This is a genomic window from Streptomyces sp. NBC_00028 (assembly GCF_045041065.1).
Classification (GTDB): domain Bacteria; phylum Actinomycetota; class Actinomycetes; order Streptomycetales; family Streptomycetaceae; genus Streptomyces.
Map to the genome: position 1 here is coordinate 5,618,699 of NZ_CP108293.1, position 24,302 is coordinate 5,643,000.

Sequence of the window (24,302 nt, forward strand, 5' to 3'; positions counted from 1 at the left end):
GCTGGTCGCTGACCTCCCTCAGGTGAACGTGACCAGCAGCGCGCCCGCCAGGATCTGCGGCAGCAGGGCGACGATCCCGAAGAACAGGGCGGTGCCCCGCGCGAGGGCGGCTCCCGTGCCGAGCCGCCTCGCCCCGACCCGGGCCAGGACGACCGCGAGCAGCGGCAGCAGGGCCACCAGGACGCAGCCCGCCCGGTACGCCACCCCCGAGTGGGCGGAGCCCGTGGTCAGCAGGGACCAGATGACGACCTGGTCGAGGAGGAGCAGGGCCACCAGACCGGCCCGGACGCCCCGCGCCTGCCTGCCCTCGGGCCGACCGAGGTGCGCGGTGGCGTAGATCGCGGAGTGCACCAGGGTCACCAGGACGCAGAAGACGGCCGTGGTCAGGGCCCAGCCAGGAGAGAGACGCGGAGCTGCTTGATCAGGCCGTTCATGTCGGTGATGAAATACCGCCAACCTGTGAGGGGCCGGGCCGCTCGTCGCTATCGTCCGGGAGATGAGGATTCTTCAGCTCTCGGACACGCACTTGGAGCGCGTCGACGCCGTCAACCGGCACGGCGTCAACGCGCATGACTCCCTGCGGCTCCTCCTCGACGAACTCCGGCATCTGCGGGGCGTCGACGCCGTCGTCGTCACCGGCGACCTCGCCGACGACGGGTCCCCGGAGGCGTACACGGCCGTGGACGCGCTGGTGGGCGGGTTCGCGCGGACCGTGCTGGGCGGGGTGCCCGTGTTCTGGACGACCGGGAACCACGACGAGCGCGAGGCCTTCGGCAAGGTGCTCGGCAGCGGGCACGCGGAGCCCGAGGCCGTACTGGAGTCGGCGGCGGCGGAGCGGGCCGCGGTGAGCACCGTCGGCGGATGGCGGTTCGTCACACTGGACTCGCTGGTGCCCGGGAAGGTGCACGGGCACCTCTCCGCCGGACAGCTCGCCTGGCTGCGCGAGGTGCTGAGCATCCCGGCCGAGCACGGCACCGTCCTCGCGTTCCACCATCCGCCGATCGCCCTCGACAACCCCCTCCAGCAGGTCTTCGGGCTGCGCAATCCCGCCGACCTCGCCGACGTGCTGCGCGGCGGCGACGTCCGGGCCGTGCTCACCGGGCACTTCCATCTCCAGCTCTTCGGGCTGCTGGAGTCGGTGCCGGTGTGGGTGACGCCCGGCGTGGTCAACCGCATCGACCTCACGGCGGCGCCCGGGACGGAGCGGGCCGTGCGCGGGGCCTCGGCCTCGCTCATCGTCCTCGGCGGCGCGTCCGGTCCGCTCTTCCACACCCTCCACGCGCGTGATCCCCATGCGCACGAGACCGTCTACGAACTGGGGGAGGAGCGGGTACGGGATCTCGTCGCACGGGCATGACCTGCGCCACTTGGGTAAGTCAAGCAACTGACTTAAGGTTGCCTCGGTCAAGTACTAGCCGATGGAGGCCCACCCATGTCCGACGCCCTCGCCCCTCCCGCCCCGGCGGGAGGCTCCGCACCGCCGCGGTCGAACGCCGTGGTGGCGGTGCTGGCCTTCGCCGGAATCGTGGTCTCGCTGATGCAGACCCTGGTGATCCCGATCGTCCCGGAGCTGCCGAGGCTCCTGGACGCGCCCGCATCCGACACCGCCTGGGCCGTCACCGCCACCCTGCTCGCCGCCGCGGTCGCCACCCCGGTCGTCGGCCGCCTCGGTGACATGTTCGGCAAGCGCCGCATGCTGCTGATCAGCGGCGTCATGCTGATCATCGGCTCGGTCGTCTGCGCGCTCGCCGACTCCCTCGTACCGATGATCATCGGCCGGGCCCTCCAGGGCCTCGCCTCCGGCGTGATCCCGCTCGGCATCAGCATCATGCGTGACGAACTGCCCGCCGAGCGGCTGGCCTCCGCCACCGCCCTGATGAGCGCCTCCCTCGGTATCGGCGGCGCCCTCGGACTGCCCGCAGCCGCGCTCATCGCCGACAACTTCAGCTGGCACGTACTGTTCTGGACCTCTGCCGCGCTCGGTGCCGTGGCCATCGGCCTGGTCACCGCCTTCGTCCCCGAGTCCCGGGTGCGCACCGGCGGCCGGTTCGACCTCGTCGGCGCCGTCGGCATGGCGGCGGGGCTCATCTGCCTCCTCCTGGCCATCTCCAAGGGCGCCGACTGGGGCTGGGGCAGCGGCACGACGATCGGCCTGTTCGTCGCGGCCGTCGTGATCCTGCTGAGCTGGGGCTTCTTCGAACTGCGCACCAGTCAGCCGCTGGTGGACCTGCGCACCACCGCCCGCCGCCAGGTGCTGGTCACCAACCTCGCCTCGATCGCCGTCGGCTTCGCCATGTTCGCGATGAGCCTGGTGATCCCACAGCTCCTCCAGCTCCCCGCCCAGACCGGCTACGGCCTCGGCAAGTCCATGCTCGCCGCGGGCCTGGTCATGGCCCCCTCCGGCCTGGTCATGATGGCCACGGCACCGATCTCAGCCGCCGTCTCCAAGTCCCGCGGCCCGAAGGTCACGCTGATGATCGGCGCCCTGATCGTCGCCGCCGGTTACGGCCTCAACATCGTCCTGATGAGCGAGGTCTGGCACTTCGTCCTCGTCTCCTGCGTCATCGGCGCCGGCATCGGCTTCACCTACGGCTCGATGCCCGCGCTCATCATGGGCGCGGTCCCCGCGTCGGAGACGGCCGCGGCGAACAGCCTCAACACCCTGATGCGGTCCATCGGCACCTCGTCGGCGAGCGCCATCGCGGGTGTCATCCTGGCCCAGCTGACCACGGACTTCGGCGGCTACGCGCTGCCCTCCGAGAACGGCTTCAAGGCGGTCCTCGCGGTCGGCGCCGGGGCGGCCCTGCTGGCCTTCGCGGTCGCGTCCTTCATCCCGCGCCAGCGGGTGGCGGGGGACGCGGTGCCGGTGGCGGAGGGGCCGGTGGAGCCGGCCGAGGCCGCGGCCAAGTCGTAGCCGCCGTACGGCAGTCGGGGCCCGTCGCTGTTGTCCGCGGCGGGCCCTTTCCCTGTGCGCCACAGGTGCGCTACAGGTTGCCCAGTGGCTCGATGTCGACCTTCACCGGGGTGCCCCACACCCGCAGCACCTCGTAGTCGGTGAACTCGTGGACCAGCCGGTACGCCATCGCCGCGCGCGGCCCCCTGCGCGCCGCCGCGAGATAGAGCTCGGCCTCGCGGCGGTCGCGGCGCGGGGTGCCGCACAGCTGCCACTCCTGGCCGGTCCACAGCTCGGGCAGCCAGCGCTGCTGCGGCTGGGGCCGGTCGTCGCGGACGCCGTAGCGGGAGGGCGCGGTGGCCGAAGGGCCGGTCTGGGCGGGTCCGTTGATGGAGGCGCGACGGGCGGCGCGGCGCCGGGTCTCGCACAGCAGGCACAGGTCGGGGGCGTTCTCGTCGACCGGGCCGTTCGGGTGCTCGGCGCACCGGGTGCTGGGCGCGGCGGTGGTGACGCTCTCGTCCAGCAGCTCCAGGGCGCGCTTGAGGTCGGCCTTGACCTCGTGGAGCTTGGCGTCGGGGGTGTCGGAGGAGAGGGCCTCGCCGTGCTCGCCGAGCAGGCGAAGGGCCCGGCCTAGGGCGGTGAGCTGGGCGTGGTTCATCAGTCCGCGTAGTCCTTGGTCCGCGTAGTCCTTGAGCTTTTCGGTGTCGAGAGTGATGCCGACCGGCGAGGGAAATTCGACGGTGTCTCCCCAAGAGTACGAGGGGGCCGCTGGTAGCGGCCGTCCTTGGGCTCGCTGAAGACGGTGAGGGTGTCGTTGTCGCGGTCGATGAGGAGGTACTCGAGGAGACGCGGTGGGCGGGGTTTGGGTGCGGGCTCCGGTGGGAGCTTGGCGGTCAGGCGTCTGCGGACGAAACCGGCCGGGTGGTGCACGGAGGTGGGCACACCGGAGGTCAGGGCACGGAGTACGGCCGTGTCGGTGGCGCCCCGGGCGTACCACCCGGTGGCCAGGGGCGCGAGGGCCGCGCAGTCGGCGGCGGAGAGGGAGAGCGCGGGGGTCGCCTCCGGTACGTCACCCCGGGTGAAGGACGCCCCGGAGTCGGCGGTCAGATGTTCGCGTCCCCGGCGCAAGTGTCCTGCCCGCTGAAGGGCGTTGAGGGCCGCACGGAGGGCACATTGGCCGTACGGCAGCACCTTGGCCAGCGACTTCACGGAGGTGTCGGCGCCGTCGGTCAAGCCCCCGCAGGTGTTGCCGACACCTGACGGGGGCTGTTCGTTGTCCGGGACGGGCGCTTGAGCTTCGGGGGCGGTCAGCCCATGCTCTTCGCGCCGTCGAGGGACTCCCGGATGATGTCGGCGTGCCCGGCGTGCTGGGCCGTCTCGGCGACGATGTGCAGCAGCACCCTGCGGGCCGACCATCGAGCCCCGGGCTTGTTCCAAGGGGCCTCGGGCAGCGGGTGGTCGGCGTTCAGGTCGGGCAGGGACGTGACGATCTCGTCGGTCCGGCGGGCCGCCTCCTCGTAGGCGGCCAGCACACCGGCCAGGGTGTCGCCGGGCAGCATCCGGAACTCGTCGGCCCGCCGGGCGAAGTCGGCCTCGGTCATGTTGCTGAAGTCGTCCGACGGCGACGGGCCGTTGAGGATGAAGCTCGCCCAGTTCCGTTCCACCGACGTGACGTGCTTGATCAGGCCGCCCAGGCACAGCTCACTGGCCGTGGTCCGCTGCCCGGCCTGCTCGTCGGTGAGGTCACGGGTGGTGAAGCGCAGGAAGTGCCGCTGATGGGCCAGCGCTTCCAGCAGGTCGGTGCGCTCGGTGGCAGTGTCATGCGTGGTGTCGGTCATGGGGCCACGGTAGGAGCGGTATAGGTCAGATCCTGACCTATGAAGGTCCCGCGGCGGCCGGCTGAGAAGTGGCTGAGAACCCTCGCACCTTCGGCAATATTGCTGACAATTTTGTGAACGAGTGCTGGACTTGGGGCCGTTGTTGTTCGTGAACGAGCCGCGAGGTCAGGAGACGGGCGTGAAGAGAAGGACAGTGGTCAAGGGACTCGGAGCCGCATCCGCCGTACCGGCGGTCGGGTTGGCGACCGGCAGCGCGCGAGCCGCGAGCCGCAGACCCGCCGACGGCCCACTCCTCTTCGACCCGGCCGCCTACACCGAGCAGACGATCGGCATCACCGACACCGAGGGCGTCGCCCACGAGGTCGTCTACCGCTTTCACAAGGTCGCCTCGTACGTCGCGAAGCCGGTCGACGCGACCTACCAGTCGCTCAATATCAGCGTCCCGGTCCGTATCGACGGTGCCGCGGTGGACGCGGCCGACGCTCCCATCCTCTTCGCCAACTCCGTCGGCGGGTACATGCCGTCCTCCGTGGCGAACAAGACCGGCATCACCGCCACCGGCATGGGCGGCGCCACCAGCCGTCAGGGCCTCGCCCTCGCCGCCGGGTACGTCGTCGTCGAGCCCGGCGCCCGCGGCCGTACCCTCGTCGACGCGAACGGCACCTACTACGGCACCGCCCCCGCCGCGATCGTCGACCTCAAGGCTGCCGTCCGCTATCTGAAGTACAACCAGGGCCGCGTACCTGGCGACGTGCACCGCATCGCCTCCTGCGGCACCAGCGCGGGCGGCGCCCTGTCCTCGCTGCTCGGCGCGTCCGGCGACAGCCCGCTCTACGAGCCGTACCTCAGGGAGATCGGCGCGGCCGACGCCTCCGACGCGATCTTCGCGACCGGCGCCTGGTGTCCGATCACCGACCTGGAGCACGCGGACATGGCGTACGAGTGGTGCTGGGGGAGCAACCCGCTGGCCTCGGGCGCGCTCGTCGACCGGACCGTCTCCGGGGAGCTGAGCAGTGCGTACGGCCCCTATCTCGCCTCGCTCAAGCTGCGGGCCCGGGGCTTCGGCGCGCTCACCGCCCGCAACCTGGACGACTACCTGCTGAAGACGTTCATGCGGCCGTCGGCCACCAAGTACCTCGCCGCGCTGTCCGACGAGGCCCGCGCCGCCTATCTCGCGGCCCACCCCTTCCTCACCTGGGACGGCACCGAGGCCACCTTCACCTGGGCCGACTTCCTCACCCACGTCGGCGCCCGGAAGAAGAACGCCCCCTCGTTCGACGCCTTCGACCTGTCCACCCCCGAGTGCAACCTCTACGGCACCGGCACCACCGCGGCCCGCCACTTCACCCTCTACAGCCTCCGTCACGCCGCCGGTGACAGCGCCCACCTCGACGAGGACATCCCGGCCAAGCTGCACCTGATGAACCCGATGTACCACCTCGTCGACAAGGTCAACGCGGGCCGCTCCCGGCACTGGTGGATCCGGCTCGGCACCAAGGACAGCGACACCTCGCACACGGTCGCCGGCAACCTCTCCGCCCGGCTCACCGACCTCGGGGACGACGTCGACACGTCGTACTACTGGGACGCGGGCCATGGCGCCGACCAGGACCCCGGTGACTTCATCGAGTGGATCGCCTCGGTCTCCGGCCACCGGCACCGGTAGCAACGGCCGGCGCCCCGGCCGACGGTGGCCGGGGCGCCGGGGGCGGCCGGGGGTCAGCCCTCGGTACAGGCGTGCGTCGGTGCGGAGGCGAGGTCGCCGAGCACGGGCGTGACCGTGTGCTCCGCCGTGCACATCACCGGAGCGGCCGACCCCCAGTGGTTCCCGGAGGCGCCGGGGTCCTGATCGGCGTGCGCGGGGGCGGCGAGAGCGACGGCGGAGCCGGCCAGGGCGGCGGCCATGAGCATCTTCTTCATGAGCGGAGAACGACCGGCCGCCGGACGGGTCACCGCCGCCTCGGCAGCCCGAACCGTCCGGCCGCCGGGCGCGTCACGGCTGTCTCGGCAGTCCGAACCGTCCGGTCGCCGGGCGCGTCGCGGCTGTCTCGGCAGCCCGAGTCGACGGGCCGCCGGACGGGTCACCGCTGTCTCGGCAACCTGAACCGTCCGGTCGCCGGGCGCGTCGCGGCTGTCTCGGCAGTCCGAACCGTCCGGTCGCCGGGCGCGTCACCGCTGTCTCGGCAGTCCGAACGCGTACGTGGCCCCGAACCCGACCGCGTACCCCGTCAGCAGCCCGCCCCCGTAGACCGCCGCCGCCGTCCCCAGCCCCCCGTCCCCCGCGAGCAGCGGGAACAGTGCCCACCCCGACGGCCCGATCGCCGTGGCCCCCACCCGCTCGCCGAGCATCGCGAACAGCCCGACGAAGGCACCCCCGGCCGCCCCGCCCGCACACGCCGTGAGAAACGGGCGTCCCAAGGGCAGGGACACCCCGTAGATCAGCGGCTCGCCCACGCCCAGCAGCCCGGCCGGAAGCGCCGACCTGATCGTCGTCCGCAGTCCGACGTCGTGCCGCAGCCGCAGGTACACCGCCACCGCCGCCCCGACCTGCCCCGCGCCCGCCATGGCCAGCAGGGGGAGGAGCGCGGTGGAGCCCTGTTGCTCGATGAGGGTGGTGTGGATGGGGATGAGCGCCTGGTGGAGGCCCAGCATCACCAGCGGGAGGAAGAGCCCGCCGAGGACCGCGCCCGCGAAGACGCCCGTCGTCGACAGCAGCCAGTTCGCCGCCGTCCCGATCGCCGAGGAGACCGTGCCGGCGGCGTACATGAGGACGTACAGCGTCGCGAGGCCCGGGACGAGGACGGTGACCGTCGGCGTCACCAGGACGTCCAGCGCCGCCGGCACCCGCCCCCGGCACCACTTCTCGACGTACGTCCCCAGCAGCGCCGCCGCCAGCGCGCCCAGCACCCCGCCCTGCCCCGGGGCCAGCGTCACGCCGAAGGCCGTCACCTTCGCCACCCCCGGATAGACGACGACGGCCGCGACCGCCCCGCCCAGGACCGGTGTGCCGCCGAACTCCTTCGCGGTGTTGTACCCGACGAAGACCGCGAGGAGGGACATGAAGGCGGACGCGATCGCGGCCAGGGCCGGGGTGAGGGAGGGCAGCCAACCGGCGTTCACCAGCAGCCCGTTGACGCCCGCGAGGATGCCGCAGCCGATCAGCGCCGGGATGAGCGGCACGAAGACGTTCGCCACCCGGCGCAGGGTCCGCTTCAGCGGGGTCGCGTTCCCGGCCGACCGCGTCTCCTTGCGCAGCAGCGCCTCGAAGTCGGCCGTCACCCGCGCCACGACCCCCGGCCCGAGGACGATCTGGTACGTGTCGTCCTCGACCACCCCCAGCACCCCCGGCAGCGCCCGCAGCGCCTCCCCGTCCACCAGGTCCCGGTCGGCGAGGCCCAGCCGCAGCCGGGTCATGCAGTGGGCGACGGAGGTGATGTTGGCGGGGCCGCCGACCAGGGGGAGGAGCGCCGCCGCGGTGTCGTACGAGGTGGTCATCCGCCGAGCGTGCGGGTCAGCCGCCCGCCGCCGCCAGCGCGGCACGCAGATGCCCGCCGGACTCCTCCAGAAGGCGGGTGGCGGCGGGCCCGTCCACGCCGCTGAGGAGCACCAGGATCGCGTTCTTCACCTCGCCGTCCGTCTCCGCGAGGGCCCGCTCGATCTCCTCGTCCGCCGCGCCGGTGGCGAGGGCGACGATACGGCGGGAGCGTGCCCGGAGCTTCTCGTTCGAGGCGCGCACGTCGACCATCAGGTTCCCGTACGTCTTGCCCAGCCGGATCATCGTGATCGTCGACAGCATGTTCAGGACCAGCTTCTGCGCGGTGCCCGCCTTCAGCCGCGTGGACCCGGTGACCAGCTCAGGGCCCACGACGACCTCGATGCCGTGCTCCGCGGCGGCGGCGAGCGCGCTGTGCGCGTTGCAGGACAGCCCGATCGTCAACGCGCCCTGCGCGCGGGCGTGTTCGACGGCGCCGATGGCATACGGGGTGCGGCCGGACGCGGAGACGCCGACCACCGTGTCCAGGGGCGTCAGCTTCAGCGCGTCCAGATCCGCTCGCGCCAGCTCCCTGGAGTCCTCGGCGCCCTCCACCGAGGTGACCATGGCCTCCCGTCCGCCCGCGATCAGACCGACGACCTGCGCGGGGTCGGTGTTGAAGGTCGGCGGACACTCGGAGGCGTCCAGCACACCGAGCCGTCCGGCGGTCCCGGCACCGGCGTAGACGAGCCGGCCGCCCTGGGCCATCCGGGTGGCGACCGCGTCAATGGCGGCGGCGATCTCCGGGAGCCGCTCCGCGACGGCGGCGGGCACGGTGGTGTCCTCACCGTTCATGAGCCGGGCGATGTCGAGGGTGGGGAGTCGGTCGATCTCGGCGAGGTCGGGGCGGAAGGCCTCGGTGGTCAACGCTTCCAACTCGGCGCGCAGATCACGGGGATTGGAGGTGGAGGTCATAGGGGGGTGGCTCTCTCAAGTAACGATGTCTGGTCCGACCTGTAGAGGCGCGGGACTGTATCAATTTGCGGCTACCGCCGCGTGGGCGCGACAAGCCACAACGAACCCGCAGCCGCCACGCAACACTCACCCCTACGATCTTCCGCGATGCCGATGCGCCAACGCCTCGTACGACGAAGCCAGCGCCGGCGCCGCGGTCTCGTACGTCCGTTGCGCCACCCCCACGAACAGACAGTCCACGACCAACAGCTGACTCGTTCGCGAAGACATCGCCGCCGGCCGCAACTCGCTCTCCCGGGACGTCGACGTCGTCAGCACATGGTCCGCGTACTGCGTCACCGAACTGTCCGGCCGCCCGGTGATGGCAACCGTCGTCGCCCCGCGTTCGAACGCGACCCGCAGTGGCTCGATGACATCCCCCGTCGCCCCGGAGTGGGTGATCGCGATGGCGACGTCCCCCGCCCTCAGCTGCACGGCGTTGGTGACGGCGAGGTGCGGATCGCTGTGTGCGTGGGCTATCAGCCCTATCCGCAGCAGTTTCTGCGTGAGGTCCTGAGCCACCAGCCCGGACGCCCCGACGCCGTACACGTCGATACGACGCGCGGTCGCGGCGGCGGCGACGGCCGCGGCCAGCTGCACGGTGTCCAGGCCGGCGGCCGTGTCGGCCAGCGTCTGCTGCTCGTCGTACGCCAGTTTCGCGACGACGTCGGCGATGGGGTCGTCCACCGCGATGTCCGTCGTGATCGCGGGCGCCCGCCCCGACTGTTGCTGGGCGGCGAGTCCCGCGAGGGCGAGGCGCAGATCACGGTAGCCGGGGTAGCCGAGGATGCGGGCGGTGCGCACGACCGTCGCCTCGCTCGTGCCCGTCAGCTCCGCGAGGCCGGTGACCGTCAGGGCCGCGCAGCCCGCCGGGTCACCGGCGACGGCCTCGGCGACCCGTTGCATGGAGCGGGTCATGGAAGGGCTGAGGGTGCGCACCTTCGCGGCGAGAGCAGCGGGGGCGGGCGGTGCGCCCGGGCCGCCCGGGGCGCTGCCGAAAATTTCCTTCACTTCCTGGGTCACATATGAAAGATATTTTCGGCTCGGTGCCGGGGTCAAGAGTGCGCACAATGGGTGCATGGATCCCTCCGGCCTCCCCGTAAGCCCCTTGGAGCAGGCGTTGCACGCGGCACGCGCCCTCGTGCTCGCCGATCTGGTCGCGGGAGAGGTGGCCGACGCGGACGTCGTCTCGCTCGTCGAGGAGTCCGTGGTGCAGCGGCGCTGGTGGGTGGAGCAGTGGCCGGCCGGCGCGGACTTCGTCGCCGGGCTGGTCGCGCAGGACGTCCAGGACGCGCTGCTGGAGCGGTACGGCCGCTGGCCGCTGTGCCCGGTGTGCGAGGCCGGTGATCCGCACGCCCTGGAGATCGAGCCGGAGCTCGGGCCCGATCCGCACTGGGTGTGCCACAAGGCGGGGGTGAAGGTCGCCTCGGTGGGCTCGCTGGGCCCGGCGACCGGCGGGACGCCCTCCTCGTGACCGTTTACATAGACCCACCCGCCTGGCCCGGGCACGGCCGGATGTGGTCCCACCTGGTGAGCGACGTGTCGTACGACGAACTCCACGCGTTCGCCGACGGCCTGGGCGTGCCGCGCCGGGCCTTCGAACGCGACCACTACGACATCCCCTCGCACCGCTACGCGGACGTGGTCGCCGCCGGCGCGGTGGAGATCAGCAGCCGCGAGGTGGTGCGGCTGCTGACCGAGTCGGGGCTGCGGAGGCCGAAGGGGCGCGCGGTCTAGTCCCGCTTACGCAGGTACAGCCGGAGCCCGGCGTCCTGCTCGTGCGGCTCGTGCTGTTCGTGCGCGTGCACCTCGCGCTGCTCCTCGACGGTCGCCCGGACGTACCCGGCGCGGGTGACCACGGCCTGCGAGGGGATGTTCGTCTCCTCGATCGTCGCCATGAGCAGCTGTACGCCGTCCCGGGCCAGCGCCCACTCGCTCAGCGCGCGCAGCGCCTCCGTGGCGTAGCCCTGGCCGCGGGCCGACTCCGCGAGGTCGTAGCCGACCTCGGCGCGGCCGTCCTCGTCCGGGGCGCCGTGGAAGCCCATGCCGCCGACGGCCCGGCCGTCCTCCCGTCGTACGAGGACGAAGACGCCCCACTCCGGGCGGTGCACGCCGGCCTCATACGCCTTGACCAGCATCCCGGCGGCTTCGCGGGTGCCGTCGTAAGGGCCGTCGGCGACCCACGCGTAGCCGCCGTCGCCGCCCAGGCCCAGATCGGCGGCGGCCGCGGGGGTGAGGCCCTCCAGGGTGAGCCGGTCGGTGGGCAGGACGAGGTTGTTGTACCAGTCCCACTCGGTGACCGGGGCGCGGCCGGGCAGCTCACCGCGGCCGGTGGCCCACAGCAGGGTGGGCCAGTGCGCGGGGCCGGGCTGGATGTGCGGGAACATGCGGGTGAGCACGAACTCCGCGAGTTCGGCCGGGGGTTCGTAGGGCAGGCCGAGTCCCTCGGCGATGTCATGGGTGTGCAGCAGCACCTCCCCGACGGCGAGCGCGGCGAAGCCCTCGGGGTTGGCGGAGTAGTAGGGCCGAGGGTGGTAGGCGCGGACCCTGGGCGGCGTCACCCGGACCGTCGCGGCGAGCAACACGCCTCCGCCCTCGATGAGTTGGAGCACGCGCGCGTTGTCCGTGCTGTCGTCGACCACGATGTCGAAGGGCCGGTAGGTGTCCTGCACCCGCCCGGCCAGCCGCCCCGCGTACACGATCAGGTCCTGCGCGATGTGCTGGGCCGTCTCCCGGCAGCTCCATTCGCACCGCCCGGCCCGCACACCGTCCCAGTCCCGCTCGACCGCGCCCCGCAGCACCGCCACGGCCCCCGCGACGGCCTCTTCCACTCGCTCCGCACCCCTGTTTCCCATGAGGGGCAGGCTATGAGCCCGGCGCGCTCACGGCGACAGCATTTCCAGCTCACCCGCGAGGTTGTAGCGCGCGGTCGCCTCCCACTCGGCGGCCCCGTACGGCGTGCGGAACAGCCGGGGCAGCTCCAGGAGTTGCCGCAGGATCGCGGACCGCCCCTCCCGGAAGGCATCGTTCGGCACGAACCCGTACTCCTCGCGCACGGCGGCCGTGTAGGCGGCGTAGGCGGCGGGCGGGGCGGCCAGGATCGCGAGATCGGCGTCGCACAGCACCTGCCCGTCACGGTCGTCGGCCCCCGGGTCGTGGGTGACGGTGAGCCGCACGAGCCGCGCCACCTCCGCGGCCTTCCCCTGCGCCACCCCGGCCTCGGGAAGGGCCCGCTCGGCGATCCGCGCCGACCGCTCCTCGTTCTCCGACCGCTCGGGCAGATACACGGCGTCATGGAACCAGGCCGCGAGCCGTACGACGTCCGGGTCGTCCGCGTACTTCTCCAGTACGTCGACATGGTCGAGGACCGCGGTGAGATGCGCGAGCGTGTGATACCGCCGCTGCGGCTCCTGCCAGCGGGCGAGGAGGTCGTCGGCGTAGGGAGCGGGGTCGGGGCCGTCGTCGGCGCCCCGCACCGACCGGAGCGCGTGGGAGAAACGGACGCGGAGGGCATCGAGATCGACCATGTACCGATTGTCGCGCGCCACCTAGCGTGTGGGGCATGACGACGACTGAGGACGTACGCGACCCCGAACTGCCCGGCCTCCTTCTCACCACCGAGCGCGACGGTCTGGTCCCGCTCCTGCGGTCCCGCCCCGACGCCGACTTCGAACGGCCCACGGACGGGTGTCCCGGCTGGACGGTCCGGGACGTGGTGGCGCACTGTTCGTCCGCGCTGATGCGGATCGTGGAGAGCCGTTTCGAGAAGGGGGTCTTCTCGCCGGAGGCGAACGACCGGGACATCGCCGAGCGCGCCGAGTGGAGCAACGCGCAGGTCGTGGACGAGCTGGAGCGCGGGATGACCGAGGCCGGGCCGGTGATCGCCAAGGCGGGCGGGGCGCTGGATATGGCCGCGCTGGGGGAGTGGGTGCACGGCGGAGACGTACGGGACGCGATCGGGGAGCCCGGCGCCTACACCGGCCCGGGCCTGCCGCACGCGCTCACCCTGCTGGCCCGCATCACCCGGGAGAAGGGCTGCCTGCCGCTCCACGCCGACCTGGACGACGTGGACGAGCCGCTCACGCTGGGCGCGGTGTCGGGCGAGCGGACACCGGCCCGCTACATCGGGGACGCCGCGACTCTCGTACGGCTCTACTCGGGGCGCCCGGTGGCGGGGCGGACGTTCGAGCTGGCGGGGGCGGAGGCGGAGGAGCTGAACATCTTCTGGTGACCGGCGGCGATCTTGTCGCGGGCGCGGCGGCCGCGGGCGTACCCTGGATTGGACTAGACCTCTAGTCGCTCCAGTCATCGTCCTGTCGCCTACGTCAACGAACGGGGTCCCATGAGCAAGCGTGCAGTCCTCGAGGTCATCGCCCTCGACGCCGAGGACGCGATCGCGGCGCAGGCCGGCGGCGCGGACCGGCTGGAGCTGGTGACCGACATGGCGGCCGACGGCCTGACGCCGCCCGTGGCGACCTTCAGCGCCATCCGGGCCGCCGTCGACATCGACCTGCGCGTGATGCTCCGCCTGACGGACGGCTTCGCGGCGGGAGAGGCGGACCGGCTGGTCCGCACCGCCGGTGAGCTGCGCACGGCGGGCGCGGACCAGTTCGTGCTCGGCTTCCTCGACGCGGAGGGCGGCGTGGACCTGGCGGCGGTGGAGCGGGTTGTCGCGGAGCTGGACGGCTGCTCCTGGACCTTCCACCGCGCCATCGACCACGCCGCCGACCGGGACGCCCTGCGCAAGCAGTTGGCAGACCTGCCGGGCCTGGACACCTACCTCACGGCGGGTTCGGCGCAGGGCGTCGACTCCGGACTCCCGACGCTGCTGGCGGAGGCGGCGAAGGCGGGGGAGCCGGGGTACGAGCAGCAGATCCTGGTGGGCGGGGGTTTGGAGCTGGAGCATGTCCCGCACCTGCTGGACGCCGGGGTCGACGCTTTCCATATCGGCGGAGCGGCAAGACCACAGGGCTGGAAACACCCGGTATCGGCAAAGGCGGTAGCGGAGTGGCGTCGCCTGTTGGAGGGCCTTTAGGGGCGCAAACCACGACTCACCCGCACCCGGCGACGCTCATCAACAGGCACCCCCTCAGCCGTAGTAACCCCCGCCACACAGCCAGCCACCGCAGCAACCCCCGCCCCCACCTAGCATGCGTGAGGCCGGGCTCACCTCGACCCGTGCCGTCGGCCGCAACCGCTATGTGCAGCTGCGGCGCGACGACCTGGACGCGAGGTTCCCCGGCCTCATGGAAGCGCTGCTGAAATCCCTGCCGTGATCAGGCGAGTTGCGGCGGAAGCGGGGCCGCGTGGGTCACGATCAGGCCCGAGACGGCTCGGGTGAGGCAGACGTACAGCCGCCGCAGCCCCGTCCGCTCGTCCGGCTCGCCGTCGACGACCGCCTGCGGTTCGTCGAGGACCACGTAGTCGTACTCCAGGCCCTTCGCCAGCGACGCCGGCACCAGCGTCAGCCGGGTCTCCTCGGTCGTCTCCTCGCCGGGCGCGAGGTAGCCGATGCCGGCCGCGTCTAGGGCTTCCGCCAGCACCGGCACGCGCGCGTCCGCCGCGATCAGGCCCGTCGAGCCCTCGTTGCGCAGCAACTCCTCGCACGCGGCGACGACTTCGGCCGTGTCGCCGATCTCCCGCAGATCGAAGAAGCCGGGGTTCTCACGCACCGACGCGACCGGGGTGAGGCCCGGCGCGATGTGCGGGAGCAGCCGGGAGGCGTACGTGATGACGTCGGTCGGCACCCGGAAACCCGCCGTCAGCTCCTCGATGACGCCGTCCGCCTTGCCGAGGTGGGTGAGCGCCTCGTCCCAACTCCGCGTCGCCCAGGGCGTGGTGCCCTGCGCGAGGTCGCCGAGTACGGTCGCCGAGCCGGTGGTGCAGCGGCGGCCGACCGCCCGGTACTGCATGGGGGAGAGGTCCTGCGCCTCGTCCAGCACCACATGCCCGAGCGAGTGCGTGCGCGCGACGACGTCCGTAGCCTCGTCGATCAACACGGCGTCCGCGGCGGACCACTTGGCCGACTTCACCGACCGTACCGGCTTCGCCCAGAGGATCGTCTTCTGCTCGGCCTCGTCGAGGATCCCGTGCGCGTGGGCGGCGAGGAAGTCCGCGTCCGTCAGCAGCCGCAGCACCAGCTTCGCCGGATCGACCGGCGGCCAGATCTCCTTCACGGCCGCCTTCACCGCCGGGTTGCGGGCCACCGCGTCCTGCACCCGGTCGTCCGGCGCCTCGCCCGCGCGCTCCATCTGCACCAGCACCGCGTGCGCGATGCGCTGCGGAAGGGCGTCGCGGGCGGCGCCGTAGCGGATGTCGCGGTCGAGCAACTCGCGGACGATGTCCTCCAGTTCGTACGCCGGAACCCGCCACCTGCGCGAGCCGCGTACGACCATGACCGGCTCGGTCGGCATCGTGACATGCGAGTAGACGGCCCGCCGGAGCACCTCCGCCATCCTCGCGTCACCCTTGATGACCGCGGCGGGCGCGTCGTCCGTCCCCCGCACCTCGGCGCCCTTGGCGACCAGGTCGTCGACCGTGGCCTGCTGCACGCTCAACTCGCCCAGCGCGGGCAGCACCTGCTCGATGTAGTGCAGGAAGGACCGGTTCGGCCCGATGACGAGGGTGCCGGTGCGGGCGAGCCGGTCGCGGTGGGCGTACAGCAGATACGCGACCCGGTGCAGACCCACGGCGGTCTTCCCGGTCCCCGGCCCTCCCTGCACACACACGGTCCCGCCAAGGCCCGACCGCACGATCTCGTCCTGCTCGGGCTGGATGGTCGCGACGATGTCGCGCATCGGGCCCACACGCGGACGCTCGATCTCCTGCTGGAGGAGCTTGCTGGTGGTCGCCGCCTCGGCCGGGTCGGAGAGATGCTCGTCCTCGTAGGCCGTGATGTCGCCGCGCGTGTACCCGAAGCGGCGGCGCAGACCGACGTCCATCGGGTCCTTCTTCGACGCCCGGTAGAACGGCTGCGAGACCGGCGCACGCCAGTCGATGACCATCGGGTCGCCGTCGCCGTCGTGCACATGCCGCCGCCCGATGTAGAAGCGCTCACCATCCGCGCCCTCCGCCTGCTCGGCGCCCGGGGCGTGCAGATAGTCGAGGCGGCCGAAGAACAGGGGGGTGTCGCTGAGGTCGGCCAGCGCCTTGATGCGCTCGTTGATCTGGCGTTCCAGGATCTGGGCGTTGACCCAGTTCGCGGTGACGTCCTTGATGTCGAGGGACTCGGCGTCCTCCCGCATGGCGCGCAGGGCGGCGCGGGACGCGGCGAGATGACCGCGCTCGCGGCCGAGGGGGTCGTCCAGGGGCGCGGGGTCGTCGGCGGGCGTGGACAAGGGGGTGCCTCCGAAGGTGCTGCGGGCTGTGTGGCTGCTGGGCGCTGCGACATGCCGACCGGTTTCCGTCCGGTCGGCGGCACTCCGCGGGGGAGGCGGGCAAGAGCGGAGATTGTAGGTGAGGGGGATGAGGAGCCGCCAATGGATTTCCGCGGACCTCTCTCCCTGGCGGACCTCTCCCCCTAAGGGACGGCCCCTACGACTCAGGTATCGCAGCAAGTCGGGACCTTGGACCGATGCCCTCCTTATGCCTCGAAAGCCACCATGGAGACATGAGTGCAGCGACCATCACCCCAGCGCCCGGTCGCCCGTCCGGGGCGACCCCCCTCACCGACACCCACCCCACCCACCGCGTCGGCGACATCCTCCGCGCGATACGCGTCTTCGCCGGCGCGGCCTTCGAAGTGATCGTCCTCGGCGAGTACGGCGAGGAAGCCGGCGTCCGCCGCAAGAAGTAGGCCCCCGGGGCCCGGCCCCTGTCCTCAGCCCCCGTCCTCAGTCCCTCGTCCTCAGCCCCTCGTCCTCAGTCCTCCGCCAAGAGCTCGTCGGCGTCCACGATCCGGTAGGCGTACCCCTGCTCCGCCAGGAACCGCTGCCGGTGCGCGGCGAAGTCCTGGTCGATCGTGTCGCGGGCGACCACGGAGTAGAAGTGGGCCTGGTGCCCGTCCGCCTTGGGCCGCAGCACCCGCCCCAGCCGCTGCGCCTCCTCCTGCCGGGACCCGAAGGTGCCCGACACTTGGATGGCGACCGTGGCCTCCGGCAGGTCGATGGAGAAGTTCGCCACCTTCGAGACGACGAGGACGCTGATCTCGCCCTCCCGGAAGGCGTCGAAGAGCTTCTCGCGCTGCGCGTTCGGCGTCTCGCCCTTGATGACCGGCGCCCCGAGGTGCTCCCCGAGCTCGTCGAGCTGGTCGATGTACTGCCCGATGACCAGGATCTGCTGCCCGGCGAAGCGCCGCACGATCGCCTCGGTCACCTTCCGCTTCGTCGCGGTGGTGGCACAGAAGCGGTACTTCTCCTCCTGCTCGGCCGTGGCGTACGCGAGCCGTTCGGAGTCGGTCAGGTTGACCCGGACCTCGACGCAGTCGGCGGGCGCGATGTAGCCCTGCGCCTCGATCTCCTTCCAGGGCGCGTCGAACCGCTTGGGGCCGATGAGCGAGAAGACGTCCGACTCCCGCCCGTCCTCCCGGACGAGGGTCGCGGTCAGCCCCAGCCGCCGCCGGGCCTGGAGATCGGCGGTGAACTTGAACACGGGCGCCGGCAGCAGATGCACCTCGTCATAGACGATCAGCCCCCAGTCCCGGGAGTCGAACAGCTCCAGGTGCGGGTAGACGCCCTTACGCCTGGTCGTCAGCACCTGGTAGGTGGCGATGGTGACGGGCCGGATCTCCTTCCTCGTCCCGCTGTACTCGCCGATCTCCTCCTCGGTCAGCGAGGTCCGCTTCACCAGCTCGTGCTTCCACTGCCGGGCGGAGACGGTGTTGGTGACGAGGATGAGCGTGGTCGACTTGGCCTGCGCCATGGACCCGGCGCCGACGAGCGTCTTCCCGGCACCACAGGGCAGGACCACGACCCCACTCCCGCCGTGCCAGAAGTTCTCCACGGCCTGCTTCTGATACGGCCGCAGCGCCCAGCCGTCTTCCGCGAGCTCGATCGGATGCGCCTCGCCGTCCACGTACCCGGCGAGGTCCTCGGCGGGCCAGCCCAGCTTCAGCAGCGTCTGCTTGATCTGCCCGCGCTCGGACGGGTGCACGAGGACGGTGTCCGGGTCGATCCGCGCCCCCACCAGCGGCGCGACCTTCTTCGACCGCAGGATCTCCTCCAGCACCGGCCGGTCGGTGGTCGTCAGCACGAGCCCGTGCGTCGGATGCTTGGAGAGCGTCAGCCGTCCGTACCGGTCCATGGTCTCGGCGACGTCCACGAGCAGCGCGTGCGGCACCGGATACCGGCTGTACTGCACGAGCGCGTCGACGACCTGCTCGGCGTCGTGCCCGGCCGCGCGCGCGTTCCACAGCCCCAGCGGTGTCACCCGGTAGGTGTGGATGTGCTCCGGCGCCCGCTCCAGCTCCGCGAACGGCGCGATGGCCCGACGGCACTCGTCGGCCTGCTCGTGGTCGACTTCCAGGAGCAGGGTCTTGTCCGACTGGACGATCAGCGGTCCGTTCACGTAGCACTTCCTTCCGCACGGGCCAAACCTCCAGTGTGCCGTATGCGGCGGGAAGCGGGTTCTCGGAAGACCGCCGTCGTGGGCAACCCCTGACCGGCGTCGTCTGTCTAGTCGGGCGGGGACCGGCGGAGTGAGGAGCACGCGGTGATGTCGGTGGGCAGATGGGGGTTCGGTGTCGGGGCCACGGCGGTACTGGTGGCCACCGGCGCGTGGGTGATGTGGCCGCAGGCCGTCGACCCCGACCTGTGGCACGAGATACGGCCCGCGATAGAGGCACGCCTGGAGGCCGAGTCGCACGGCACCGGGTACGGCGAGACCGTCCCGGAGCTCGACGCGCGCTGGTTCTGCCACGCGGAGGCGCTGGAGCTCGACGAGCGCGACGGGGTCGTCCGGGCGGGCGTCGACACGCTCTGCATGGAGTACGGCGTCCAGGCACACGCCCTCGTCGAGTGCTCCGGCGCTCATGTCCCGCAGGTGCTGCGCCTGGAGCGGGACGCGTCCGGCGGCTACCGGATCGTGTCCCAGGAGGAGCCGCCCGACGGGGCGGGGTACGCCGAGTGGACCCAGACCCACTTCGGTCACTTCACCCGCGCCGAGCTCGACGACAGCCTCTCGGCCACGCCCCTGGAAGCCGCCGCCCGCACCCACTTCGGCCTGGCCGCGGACGCCCCGGTGAGCGACTGCTAGGACCTGTCCGGCGGATCATGCCGCAGACGCGGGGGCTGGCACGCCGGCCTGCGGCGTTGTCGTCGGTTGCCGGCGCCCCCACTCTCGGCTTCGCTCGAGCGGGAGGGGCCCCCATCGCGTCGCCGCCCTCCTCCGCCTTGCATTCCGACGCTCCCCCACGCTCGAACAACCTCGCGCGGGGGCACCCCCATCGCCCCCGCTCATCGGCGTCGATGAGGCGCTGCTGCTTTCCTGCGACTTGATCCGCCGGACAGGCCCTAGCGGCCGGCCCCCGCGTCCGCGGCATGATCCGCCGGCCGGGCCCTAGTCGTCGGCGAGCTCCGCGACCCCCGTGATCCGGTGCAGTGGATACGTCCGTACCTCGTCCGCCGTGTGGTCGTACGCGGTGACGAAGCCGCCCTCGACCCGGACCGGGGCGATGACGCGCTGGCTGGCGGCGCCCTCGGCGTTGACGTAGCCGATCCACAGGGCCTCGCCGGTCAGGACGGCGGCCTGCATGGTGGCGAGGGTCTCGGCGGAGCCGGTGCGGGGGAGTCCACCGGCCGGGGTCGCCGAGGGCGTCTGCTTGCGCGGGGCCGTGGAGGCGAGGTCACCGGCGCGGATCGCGCGGATCGCCGCCGTCAGCAGCGTGGCGTCCGGCACCGGCGGGCCGTCCGGGACCGGCTCGGGTGCCGTGCGCGGCGGGGTGCGGTGGGCGTGCGCGCGGGCGATGAGGACATCGCCCTCGGCGGACTCGGCGGCGGGCGCGAAGCCCATCGAGCGCAGCCCGTCCAGGAGGGCGGCCGGATCGGTCTGCGCGGCGAGGACGGTGGGCGCCAGGCGGCGCAGCCCGAGCCCGGCGGCGCGCTTGTCGGCGAGGATCTCGTTGAGCACGGCGTCGTCGTCGCACCGCACGTACGCGGAGGCCGCGCCGACCCGTAGATGCCCGTGCTTGCGGGCCACGTCGTCGATCAGATAGGCCAGCGGCTGCGGCACCGGCGTACGGGAGTGCGCGGTGAGGAAGGCGTGCAGGTCGGAGGCGGACCGTCCGGCGTCCAGCGCCCGCCGCACCGAGCCGGGCGTGAACCGGTACACGGTCGCGCCACCCTTCGACTCCACGTCCGCCAGTACCCCCAGCGTGTCCGCGAGCGGCCGTTGCAGCGGCCCGGGCGCCACCGCCGTCAGGTCGGCCTGGAGCAGCACATGGTCGAGGGGCTCGGGCAGCAGCGGCGCGAGCAGCCGCCCGGCGGCCGCGGCGGCGACGGCCTGCTCGGCGGCGGAGAGGGGTTCCGGGTGGGGTGCCGGTAGGGGGTGACGGTGCACGGGGAGCTTGTCGCCGGGGCCGGTCGGCTCCTGCGCGGCGGCCCGGGCGGGGGCGGCGGCCCCCAGCAGGGCCCGCCCGTGCGCCGACAACGCCCCCCGCCCGGTGACGCCGAGCAGCTCGGCCTCACTGAGCGTCCACTGGGCGAGTCGGGAGCGGAGGTCGTCCTCACGGCGCTGCGGCCGCTCCCAGCGCAGCCGGGCCAGCACCGACTCCGCCGCCGGTGCCGCCCCCTCCGGGAGCCCCGCCAGCAGCGTCAGCACCCGGTGGCGTACCTCCGACGCCGCGCTGCGGTCCAGGCCCGGACCGAGTGCCGACAGGGCCCGTTCCTTGGCGTCCCGGCCGCCGACCAGCCCGGACGTGCGGGTCGCCGTCAGCCATGCCTCCGCGAGCCGCGCCCAGCGTTCGGCGGCGGGCCGCTCCAGCCACTCGTCGTACGCAGGGGTCGCCGCGTACCGCTCGTCGGCCTCCCCGTCGGAGGCCAGCAGCCCGGCGGCGTAGGCCAGTTCGACCCAGAACGCGGCGACGGGCTCGGGCACGTCGAGGGCGACCGCGGTGCGCTTCAGGTCCCGCACGCTCAGCCCGCCGGCCCGCAGCACCGTCGGACCGCCCTCGTCCCAGTCCTTCAGCAACTCCTCCACGGTCGCCAGCGCGGTGTACGCCTGTCCGGCCGCCGTCGCGTCCACCACCTGTGGACGGTAGGTCGCCACCGCCTCCACGGCCGGTGGCACCGGCTCGGTCACCTGGTGCGCGAGCCCGCCGCGCAGATGCAGCGCGACCTCCCGCGGCAGGACGACCGTCCCCGGCGACGTCGGCAGCAGCAGCCCGAGGTCGAGCAGCCGCCGCAGCCGGGGCGCCGGATCCGCGGTGACCTGCCCGTACGGCGGCCCCCACACCAGCCGCCGCAGCACGTCGAGGGACTCCTCCGGCAGCCCGCCGAGCAGCTTCGCCATCCGCTTGCGGTCGGTGAACAGCCCGGCCAGCGCGGCCACCGCCGACACGGAGTCGTGCGTGGACGGCAGCCCGGCCGCCGCCACGAGCTCCTGGATCCGCCCCGGCGACATCCCCGCCGAAGCCTCCTGCACGGTCGGCCCGAGCCCCGTCGGCGACGGATGCTGCGGCGAGGGCGCGAGCAGCTCCCGCGCGGTGCGCACCAGCCGCAGCCGTTCGTCCTCGCCCCACACCAGCGCCTGTTCGCGCAGCGTGCCCAGCGCCCGGGGCAGCGCGGCGGCGACGGCAGGGTCCCCGGCGTCCCCGGCCATCAGCCCGAGCAGTTCCGTCCGCGACGCCGGGTCCTGGGCCACCGCGAGCGCCTCCGCCGTCTGGAGCGCGAACCGGTCCAGGCGTTCGAGTGCGCGCACGACCGAGGCACGCGTCCCGGCGCGGGTGGCGAGCTGGGTGAGGTCGGTGGGGACGGGGGTGATGAGATCGGGGCGGGCCCGCAGCAGCAGGGCCAGGGAGGCGTCGTCCCTGGCCCGGAGGGCTTCGGCGAGGGAGCGGGGCGGGGTGGCCGGGGTGCTCATCCGACCCACGGTAGCGGGTGGGTACGACGGTGCGGCGCGGCCCAGCGGGTCGCAACCCGCCCCGGCGGCACGACCGTACGCGGCGACATCGGCCGCCCCGCGCGCGATACCGTCACCCACGGGGCATCAACCCGCCGCCCCCCGGAGGGACTTCGTGGGTATCGAGAGCGATCAGGTCGTCTACGAGTATCTGAGCCGCGTCGGCGACGTCGCGCAGCAGCGGCAGTTGCCGTCCGGCACGCGCATGCGCCTCGTCTCCGAGCTGCGCAACGAGATCGACCGGCGCCGCGCCAAGGCCCCCGTGGACAGTCCCGCGGCCGTGCGCCGCATCATCGACCACCTCGGCAGCCCCGACGACGTCGTCACCGCGGCCGGCGGCGCCCCGCAGAGCGCGTCGGTGCCCGCGCCCACACCCACCGCCGTACCCGTGCAGCGTGACCGCGAGGTGGCGGAGCCGCGCCCCAAGGGCCTGCGCCGCATCATCCCCAAGCCCCGCCCCGCCGAGACCTCCGAGACGCCGGACCAGGCCCCCGCCCCACCCCATCTGGCCGCCGCGGCCGATCTCGGGGACAGCGAGCTCCAGCCCGACTGGTGGCGGCTGGACGACACCCCGTTCGGCGCCGGGGAGAGCGTCCCGGGCTTCGTCGGCGGCGTGGAGATCCCCGAGCTGCTCAAGCCTCCGCCGCCGAAGCGGGACCCGAAGCCGCCGGTCGAGAAGGCGGGGCGGCCCGAGGAAGAGGAACTGGAGGGGGTCGCCGAGGAGGTCGCGGCCCCACGCCGACGCCTCCCGTCCCTCTTCAGGGGCCCCAAGGGCAGGTGGACCAACCCCCTGCTCCTGCTCGCCGCCACTCTCCTGGTCGCGGGCGCGGTGATCGGCAACCTCGTCGTGCTCCTCCTCGGCTGGCTGATCGCCTACGCCTCACGGCGGCTGACCGACGCCGAGACGAAGTGGGCGGTGATGTACCTGCCCGGCCTCGCGCTCACCGCCGGGATCGTGTGGCTGTGGGGCCGGCACGAGGGCCGCTGGGGCGAGCCCGTCGCCGAGGGCCAGATGAACGCCGCGGTCGCCGACACCTGGCCGTGGGTGGTGCGGGGCGCGGCGGTGGCGTCGGCGCTGTTCCTGGTGTGGCGGTCGCAGCGGCAGCGGTAGGCCGTCTTCATCCGCTGTCTGTCCGCCGTACCGACTGGGCACAATGGCCTATATGGCCACTGCACCCATCTCCGCCCCGACCGTCGGCTTCGATCTCGACATGACCCTCATCGACTCCCGTCCCGGCATCCGCGCCTGCTATGTGGCGCTCGCCGAGCGGACGGGGACGTACATCGACGCCGATCTCGCCGTCACCCGGCTCGGGCCGCCGCTGGCGCAGGAGATGGCCCACTGGTTCCCCGCGGAGCAGGTCCCGGCCGTCGCCGATCTCTACCGCGAGCTCTACCCGACGTACGCCATCACCGGCACCCTCGCGATGCCGGGTGCCCGGGAGGCGATAGCGGCCGTGCGGGCGGCGGGCGGCCGGGCCGTCGTCGTGACCGCCAAGTGGGAGCCCAACGCCAAGCTGCACATGGAGCACCTGGGCATGGCGCCCGACGCGGTGATCGGCAACCTGTGGGCCGAGCAGAAGGCGGTGGCCCTGCGCGAGCACGGGGCGAGCGTGTACGTCGGCGACCACGTCGGTGATGTGCGCGGTGCCCGCACCGCCGGGGCGCTGTCGGTGGCCGTGCCGACGGGCCCGTGCAGCGCGGCGGAGCTGACCGAGGCCGGTGCGGACGTCGTGCTCGACGACCTCACCCGGTTCCCCGACTGGCTCGCCGGCTACCTTCCGGCCCGCGCCTGACGCCGTCCCGCGGCGACCGAGCGGAGCACGCCGGCCCCGGCCACCAGGAATCCGACGCCCATCAGCATGCTCAGTCCGAACATGTACGTCGGAAAGGGCGTCGTACCGAGCAGGAACGGGGCCACGGTGACCAGAGTGGCCACGGCACCGATGAAGAACACGACGGCTCCGGCACGGATCAGTCGGTCACCGGGCACGGCGGAATTCGTTTGGGTTTTGTCACGCACCGGACCAGG

General features: G+C 72.7%; 26 protein-coding genes. 12 read left to right on the top strand and 14 right to left on the bottom strand.

The genetic code is table 11. The annotated features are described in order from the left end of the window. Positions 1 to 18: 18 nt before the first annotated feature. Positions 19 to 360 (bottom strand): hypothetical protein, encoded by a 342-nt coding sequence (locus OG885_RS25240; protein WP_405735262.1) that lies wholly within the window; start codon positions 358 to 360, stop codon positions 19 to 21. A gap of 136 nt (positions 361 to 496) precedes the next feature. Here OG885_RS25240 and OG885_RS25245 point away from each other — a divergent pair, with 136 nt between their 5' ends. Both OG885_RS25245 and OG885_RS25250 read left to right on the top strand, forming a co-directional pair. Further along, positions 497 to 1,357, top strand: coding sequence for a metallophosphoesterase (locus OG885_RS25245; protein ID WP_405735265.1), 861 nt, complete (start codon positions 497 to 499; stop codon positions 1,355 to 1,357). A 75-nt stretch (positions 1,358 to 1,432) separates the two neighbouring features. Beyond that, complete coding sequence (locus tag OG885_RS25250) at positions 1,433 to 2,914, top strand: MFS transporter (protein ID WP_405735267.1); 1,482 nt, start codon at positions 1,433 to 1,435, stop codon at positions 2,912 to 2,914. Positions 2,915 to 2,984: 70 nt separating this feature from the next. Here the strand turns inward: OG885_RS25250 and OG885_RS25255 are convergent, their stop codons facing one another. From OG885_RS25255 to OG885_RS25265, 3 genes are all read right to left on the bottom strand, one after another. Beyond that, a complete protein-coding gene (locus OG885_RS25255; RefSeq protein WP_399962827.1) occupies positions 2,985 to 3,551 on the bottom strand; it encodes a hypothetical protein in 567 nt (188 codons plus the stop codon). After that, positions 3,551 to 4,126, bottom strand: coding sequence for a hypothetical protein (locus OG885_RS25260; protein ID WP_405735270.1), 576 nt, complete (start codon positions 4,124 to 4,126; stop codon positions 3,551 to 3,553). Before OG885_RS25260 ends, OG885_RS25255 begins: the two co-directional genes overlap by 1 nt. A 74-nt stretch (positions 4,127 to 4,200) precedes the next feature. Beyond that, positions 4,201 to 4,731, bottom strand: a complete 531-nt coding sequence (locus OG885_RS25265) for a DinB family protein (RefSeq protein WP_405735273.1) — start codon at positions 4,729 to 4,731, stop codon at positions 4,201 to 4,203. A 178-nt stretch (positions 4,732 to 4,909) separates the two neighbouring features. Between OG885_RS25265 and OG885_RS25270 the strand changes: the two genes are divergently transcribed. Further along, complete coding sequence (locus OG885_RS25270) at positions 4,910 to 6,397, top strand: subtype B tannase (RefSeq protein WP_405735276.1); 1,488 nt, start codon at positions 4,910 to 4,912, stop codon at positions 6,395 to 6,397. Between the two features lie 53 nt (positions 6,398 to 6,450). On the opposite strand, the gene OG885_RS25275 is transcribed toward OG885_RS25270, so the two are convergent. From OG885_RS25275 to OG885_RS25290, 4 genes are all read right to left on the bottom strand, one after another. After that, complete coding sequence (locus tag OG885_RS25275) at positions 6,451 to 6,651, bottom strand: hypothetical protein (protein WP_405735278.1); 201 nt, start codon at positions 6,649 to 6,651, stop codon at positions 6,451 to 6,453. A 249-nt stretch (positions 6,652 to 6,900) separates the two neighbouring features. Then, positions 6,901 to 8,226, bottom strand: coding sequence for a PTS transporter subunit EIIC (locus OG885_RS25280; RefSeq protein WP_405735280.1), 1,326 nt, complete (start codon positions 8,224 to 8,226; stop codon positions 6,901 to 6,903). Positions 8,227 to 8,242: 16 nt separating this feature from the next. Next, the gene (murQ, locus tag OG885_RS25285) at positions 8,243 to 9,178 is read right to left on the bottom strand and encodes an N-acetylmuramic acid 6-phosphate etherase (protein WP_405735282.1); all 936 of its coding nucleotides are present in this window, start codon (positions 9,176 to 9,178) and stop codon (positions 8,243 to 8,245) included. A gap of 132 nt (positions 9,179 to 9,310) precedes the next feature. After that, positions 9,311 to 10,240 carry a MurR/RpiR family transcriptional regulator gene (locus OG885_RS25290; protein WP_405735285.1) on the bottom strand — a complete coding sequence of 310 codons (930 nt, stop codon included), beginning with the start codon at positions 10,238 to 10,240 and terminating at the stop codon, positions 9,311 to 9,313. A 55-nt stretch (positions 10,241 to 10,295) separates the two neighbouring features. Between OG885_RS25290 and OG885_RS25295 the strand changes: the two genes are divergently transcribed. Beyond that, positions 10,296 to 10,691 carry a hypothetical protein gene (locus OG885_RS25295; RefSeq protein WP_405735287.1) on the top strand — a complete coding sequence of 132 codons (396 nt, stop codon included), beginning with the start codon at positions 10,296 to 10,298 and terminating at the stop codon, positions 10,689 to 10,691. Further along, positions 10,688 to 10,954 (top strand): DUF4031 domain-containing protein, encoded by a 267-nt coding sequence (locus OG885_RS25300; RefSeq protein WP_399962841.1) that lies wholly within the window; start codon positions 10,688 to 10,690, stop codon positions 10,952 to 10,954. The genes OG885_RS25295 and OG885_RS25300 overlap by 4 nt, the downstream gene beginning before the upstream one ends. Here OG885_RS25300 and OG885_RS25305 read toward each other — a convergent pair. Together OG885_RS25305 and OG885_RS25310 are read right to left on the bottom strand one after the other, a co-directional pair. Beyond that, entirely contained in the window at positions 10,951 to 12,072 is a 1,122-nt protein-coding gene (locus OG885_RS25305; protein ID WP_405735289.1) for a GNAT family N-acetyltransferase, read from the bottom strand. The two genes, OG885_RS25300 and OG885_RS25305, sit on opposite strands and share 4 nt — an antisense overlap. A 27-nt stretch (positions 12,073 to 12,099) precedes the next feature. Further along, on the bottom strand, positions 12,100 to 12,744 hold the full coding sequence (locus tag OG885_RS25310) for a hypothetical protein (protein WP_405735291.1): 645 nt from the start codon (positions 12,742 to 12,744) through the stop codon (positions 12,100 to 12,102). 35 nt (positions 12,745 to 12,779) lie between these two features. Here OG885_RS25310 and OG885_RS25315 point away from each other — a divergent pair, with 35 nt between their 5' ends. The 3 genes from OG885_RS25315 (at position 12,780) to OG885_RS25325 (ending at position 14,493) form a co-directional block, all read left to right on the top strand. Next, a complete protein-coding gene (locus OG885_RS25315; protein WP_405735293.1) occupies positions 12,780 to 13,448 on the top strand; it encodes a maleylpyruvate isomerase family mycothiol-dependent enzyme in 669 nt (222 codons plus the stop codon). Between the two features lie 111 nt (positions 13,449 to 13,559). After that, the gene (locus tag OG885_RS25320; protein ID WP_405735295.1) at positions 13,560 to 14,252 is read left to right on the top strand and encodes a copper homeostasis protein CutC; all 693 of its coding nucleotides are present in this window, start codon (positions 13,560 to 13,562) and stop codon (positions 14,250 to 14,252) included. A gap of 115 nt (positions 14,253 to 14,367) precedes the next feature. Then, a complete protein-coding gene (locus OG885_RS25325) occupies positions 14,368 to 14,493 on the top strand; it encodes an ArsR family transcriptional regulator (RefSeq protein ID WP_405735297.1) in 126 nt (41 codons plus the stop codon). Here OG885_RS25325 and OG885_RS25330 read toward each other — a convergent pair whose 3' ends face one another. Next, positions 14,494 to 16,554 carry a HelD family protein gene (locus OG885_RS25330; RefSeq protein WP_405735299.1) on the bottom strand — a complete coding sequence of 687 codons (2,061 nt, stop codon included), beginning with the start codon at positions 16,552 to 16,554 and terminating at the stop codon, positions 14,494 to 14,496. A 272-nt stretch (positions 16,555 to 16,826) separates the two neighbouring features. Between OG885_RS25330 and OG885_RS25335 the strand changes: the two genes are divergently transcribed. Beyond that, on the top strand, positions 16,827 to 17,012 hold the full coding sequence (locus OG885_RS25335) for a hypothetical protein (RefSeq protein ID WP_405735301.1): 186 nt from the start codon (positions 16,827 to 16,829) through the stop codon (positions 17,010 to 17,012). Positions 17,013 to 17,077: 65 nt separating this feature from the next. On the opposite strand, the gene OG885_RS25340 is transcribed toward OG885_RS25335, so the two are convergent. After that, positions 17,078 to 18,721, bottom strand: coding sequence for a DNA repair helicase XPB (locus OG885_RS25340; RefSeq protein WP_405735304.1), 1,644 nt, complete (start codon positions 18,719 to 18,721; stop codon positions 17,078 to 17,080). Between the two features lie 147 nt (positions 18,722 to 18,868). Here OG885_RS25340 and OG885_RS25345 point away from each other — a divergent pair, with 147 nt between their 5' ends. Next, on the top strand, positions 18,869 to 19,408 hold the full coding sequence (locus OG885_RS25345) for a hypothetical protein (RefSeq protein ID WP_405735307.1): 540 nt from the start codon (positions 18,869 to 18,871) through the stop codon (positions 19,406 to 19,408). 303 nt (positions 19,409 to 19,711) lie between these two features. On the opposite strand, the gene OG885_RS25350 is transcribed toward OG885_RS25345, so the two are convergent. Beyond that, entirely contained in the window at positions 19,712 to 22,231 is a 2,520-nt protein-coding gene (locus tag OG885_RS25350) for a helicase-associated domain-containing protein (protein WP_405735309.1), read from the bottom strand. 154 nt (positions 22,232 to 22,385) lie between these two features. Between OG885_RS25350 and OG885_RS25355 the strand changes: the two genes are divergently transcribed. Both OG885_RS25355 and OG885_RS25360 read left to right on the top strand, forming a co-directional pair. Beyond that, the gene (locus tag OG885_RS25355; RefSeq protein ID WP_405735311.1) at positions 22,386 to 23,381 is read left to right on the top strand and encodes a hypothetical protein; all 996 of its coding nucleotides are present in this window, start codon (positions 22,386 to 22,388) and stop codon (positions 23,379 to 23,381) included. A gap of 52 nt (positions 23,382 to 23,433) precedes the next feature. Further along, positions 23,434 to 24,066, top strand: coding sequence for an HAD family hydrolase (locus OG885_RS25360; RefSeq protein WP_399962861.1), 633 nt, complete (start codon positions 23,434 to 23,436; stop codon positions 24,064 to 24,066). Here OG885_RS25360 and OG885_RS25365 read toward each other — a convergent pair. Then, positions 24,045 to 24,293 (bottom strand): hypothetical protein, encoded by a 249-nt coding sequence (locus tag OG885_RS25365; RefSeq protein WP_399962863.1) that lies wholly within the window; start codon positions 24,291 to 24,293, stop codon positions 24,045 to 24,047. The genes OG885_RS25360 and OG885_RS25365 overlap by 22 nt on opposite strands. Positions 24,294 to 24,302: the final 9 nt, after the last annotated feature.

Excerpts from the sequence above, each read along its gene's own strand:
- OG885_RS25350 (WP_405735309.1), bottom strand. The coding sequence starts at position 22,231 with ATGAGCACCCCGGCCACCCCGCCCCGCTCCCTCGCCGAAGCCCTCCGG.
- OG885_RS25335 (WP_405735301.1), top strand. The coding sequence starts at position 16,827 with ATGAGTGCAGCGACCATCACCCCAGCGCCCGGTCGCCCGTCCGGGGCG.
- OG885_RS25310 (WP_405735291.1), bottom strand. The coding sequence starts at position 12,744 with ATGGTCGATCTCGATGCCCTCCGCGTCCGTTTCTCCCACGCGCTCCGG.
- OG885_RS25345 (WP_405735307.1), top strand. The coding sequence starts at position 18,869 with ATGTCGGTGGGCAGATGGGGGTTCGGTGTCGGGGCCACGGCGGTACTG.
- OG885_RS25255 (WP_399962827.1), bottom strand. The coding sequence starts at position 3,551 with ATGAACCACGCCCAGCTCACCGCCCTAGGCCGGGCCCTTCGCCTGCTC.
- OG885_RS25305 (WP_405735289.1), bottom strand. The coding sequence starts at position 12,072 with ATGGGAAACAGGGGTGCGGAGCGAGTGGAAGAGGCCGTCGCGGGGGCC.
- OG885_RS25275 (WP_405735278.1), bottom strand. The coding sequence starts at position 6,651 with ATGAAGAAGATGCTCATGGCCGCCGCCCTGGCCGGCTCCGCCGTCGCT.
- OG885_RS25295 (WP_405735287.1), top strand. The coding sequence starts at position 10,296 with ATGGATCCCTCCGGCCTCCCCGTAAGCCCCTTGGAGCAGGCGTTGCAC.
- OG885_RS25250 (WP_405735267.1), top strand. The coding sequence starts at position 1,433 with ATGTCCGACGCCCTCGCCCCTCCCGCCCCGGCGGGAGGCTCCGCACCG.
- OG885_RS25265 (WP_405735273.1), bottom strand. The coding sequence starts at position 4,731 with ATGACCGACACCACGCATGACACTGCCACCGAGCGCACCGACCTGCTG.
- murQ (WP_405735282.1), bottom strand. The coding sequence starts at position 9,178 with ATGACCTCCACCTCCAATCCCCGTGATCTGCGCGCCGAGTTGGAAGCG.
- OG885_RS25280 (WP_405735280.1), bottom strand. The coding sequence starts at position 8,226 with ATGACCACCTCGTACGACACCGCGGCGGCGCTCCTCCCCCTGGTCGGC.
- OG885_RS25360 (WP_399962861.1), top strand. The coding sequence starts at position 23,434 with ATGGCCACTGCACCCATCTCCGCCCCGACCGTCGGCTTCGATCTCGAC.
- OG885_RS25320 (WP_405735295.1), top strand. The coding sequence starts at position 13,560 with ATGAGCAAGCGTGCAGTCCTCGAGGTCATCGCCCTCGACGCCGAGGAC.
- OG885_RS25315 (WP_405735293.1), top strand. The coding sequence starts at position 12,780 with ATGACGACGACTGAGGACGTACGCGACCCCGAACTGCCCGGCCTCCTT.
- OG885_RS25245 (WP_405735265.1), top strand. The coding sequence starts at position 497 with ATGAGGATTCTTCAGCTCTCGGACACGCACTTGGAGCGCGTCGACGCC.
- OG885_RS25325 (WP_405735297.1), top strand. The coding sequence starts at position 14,368 with ATGCGTGAGGCCGGGCTCACCTCGACCCGTGCCGTCGGCCGCAACCGC.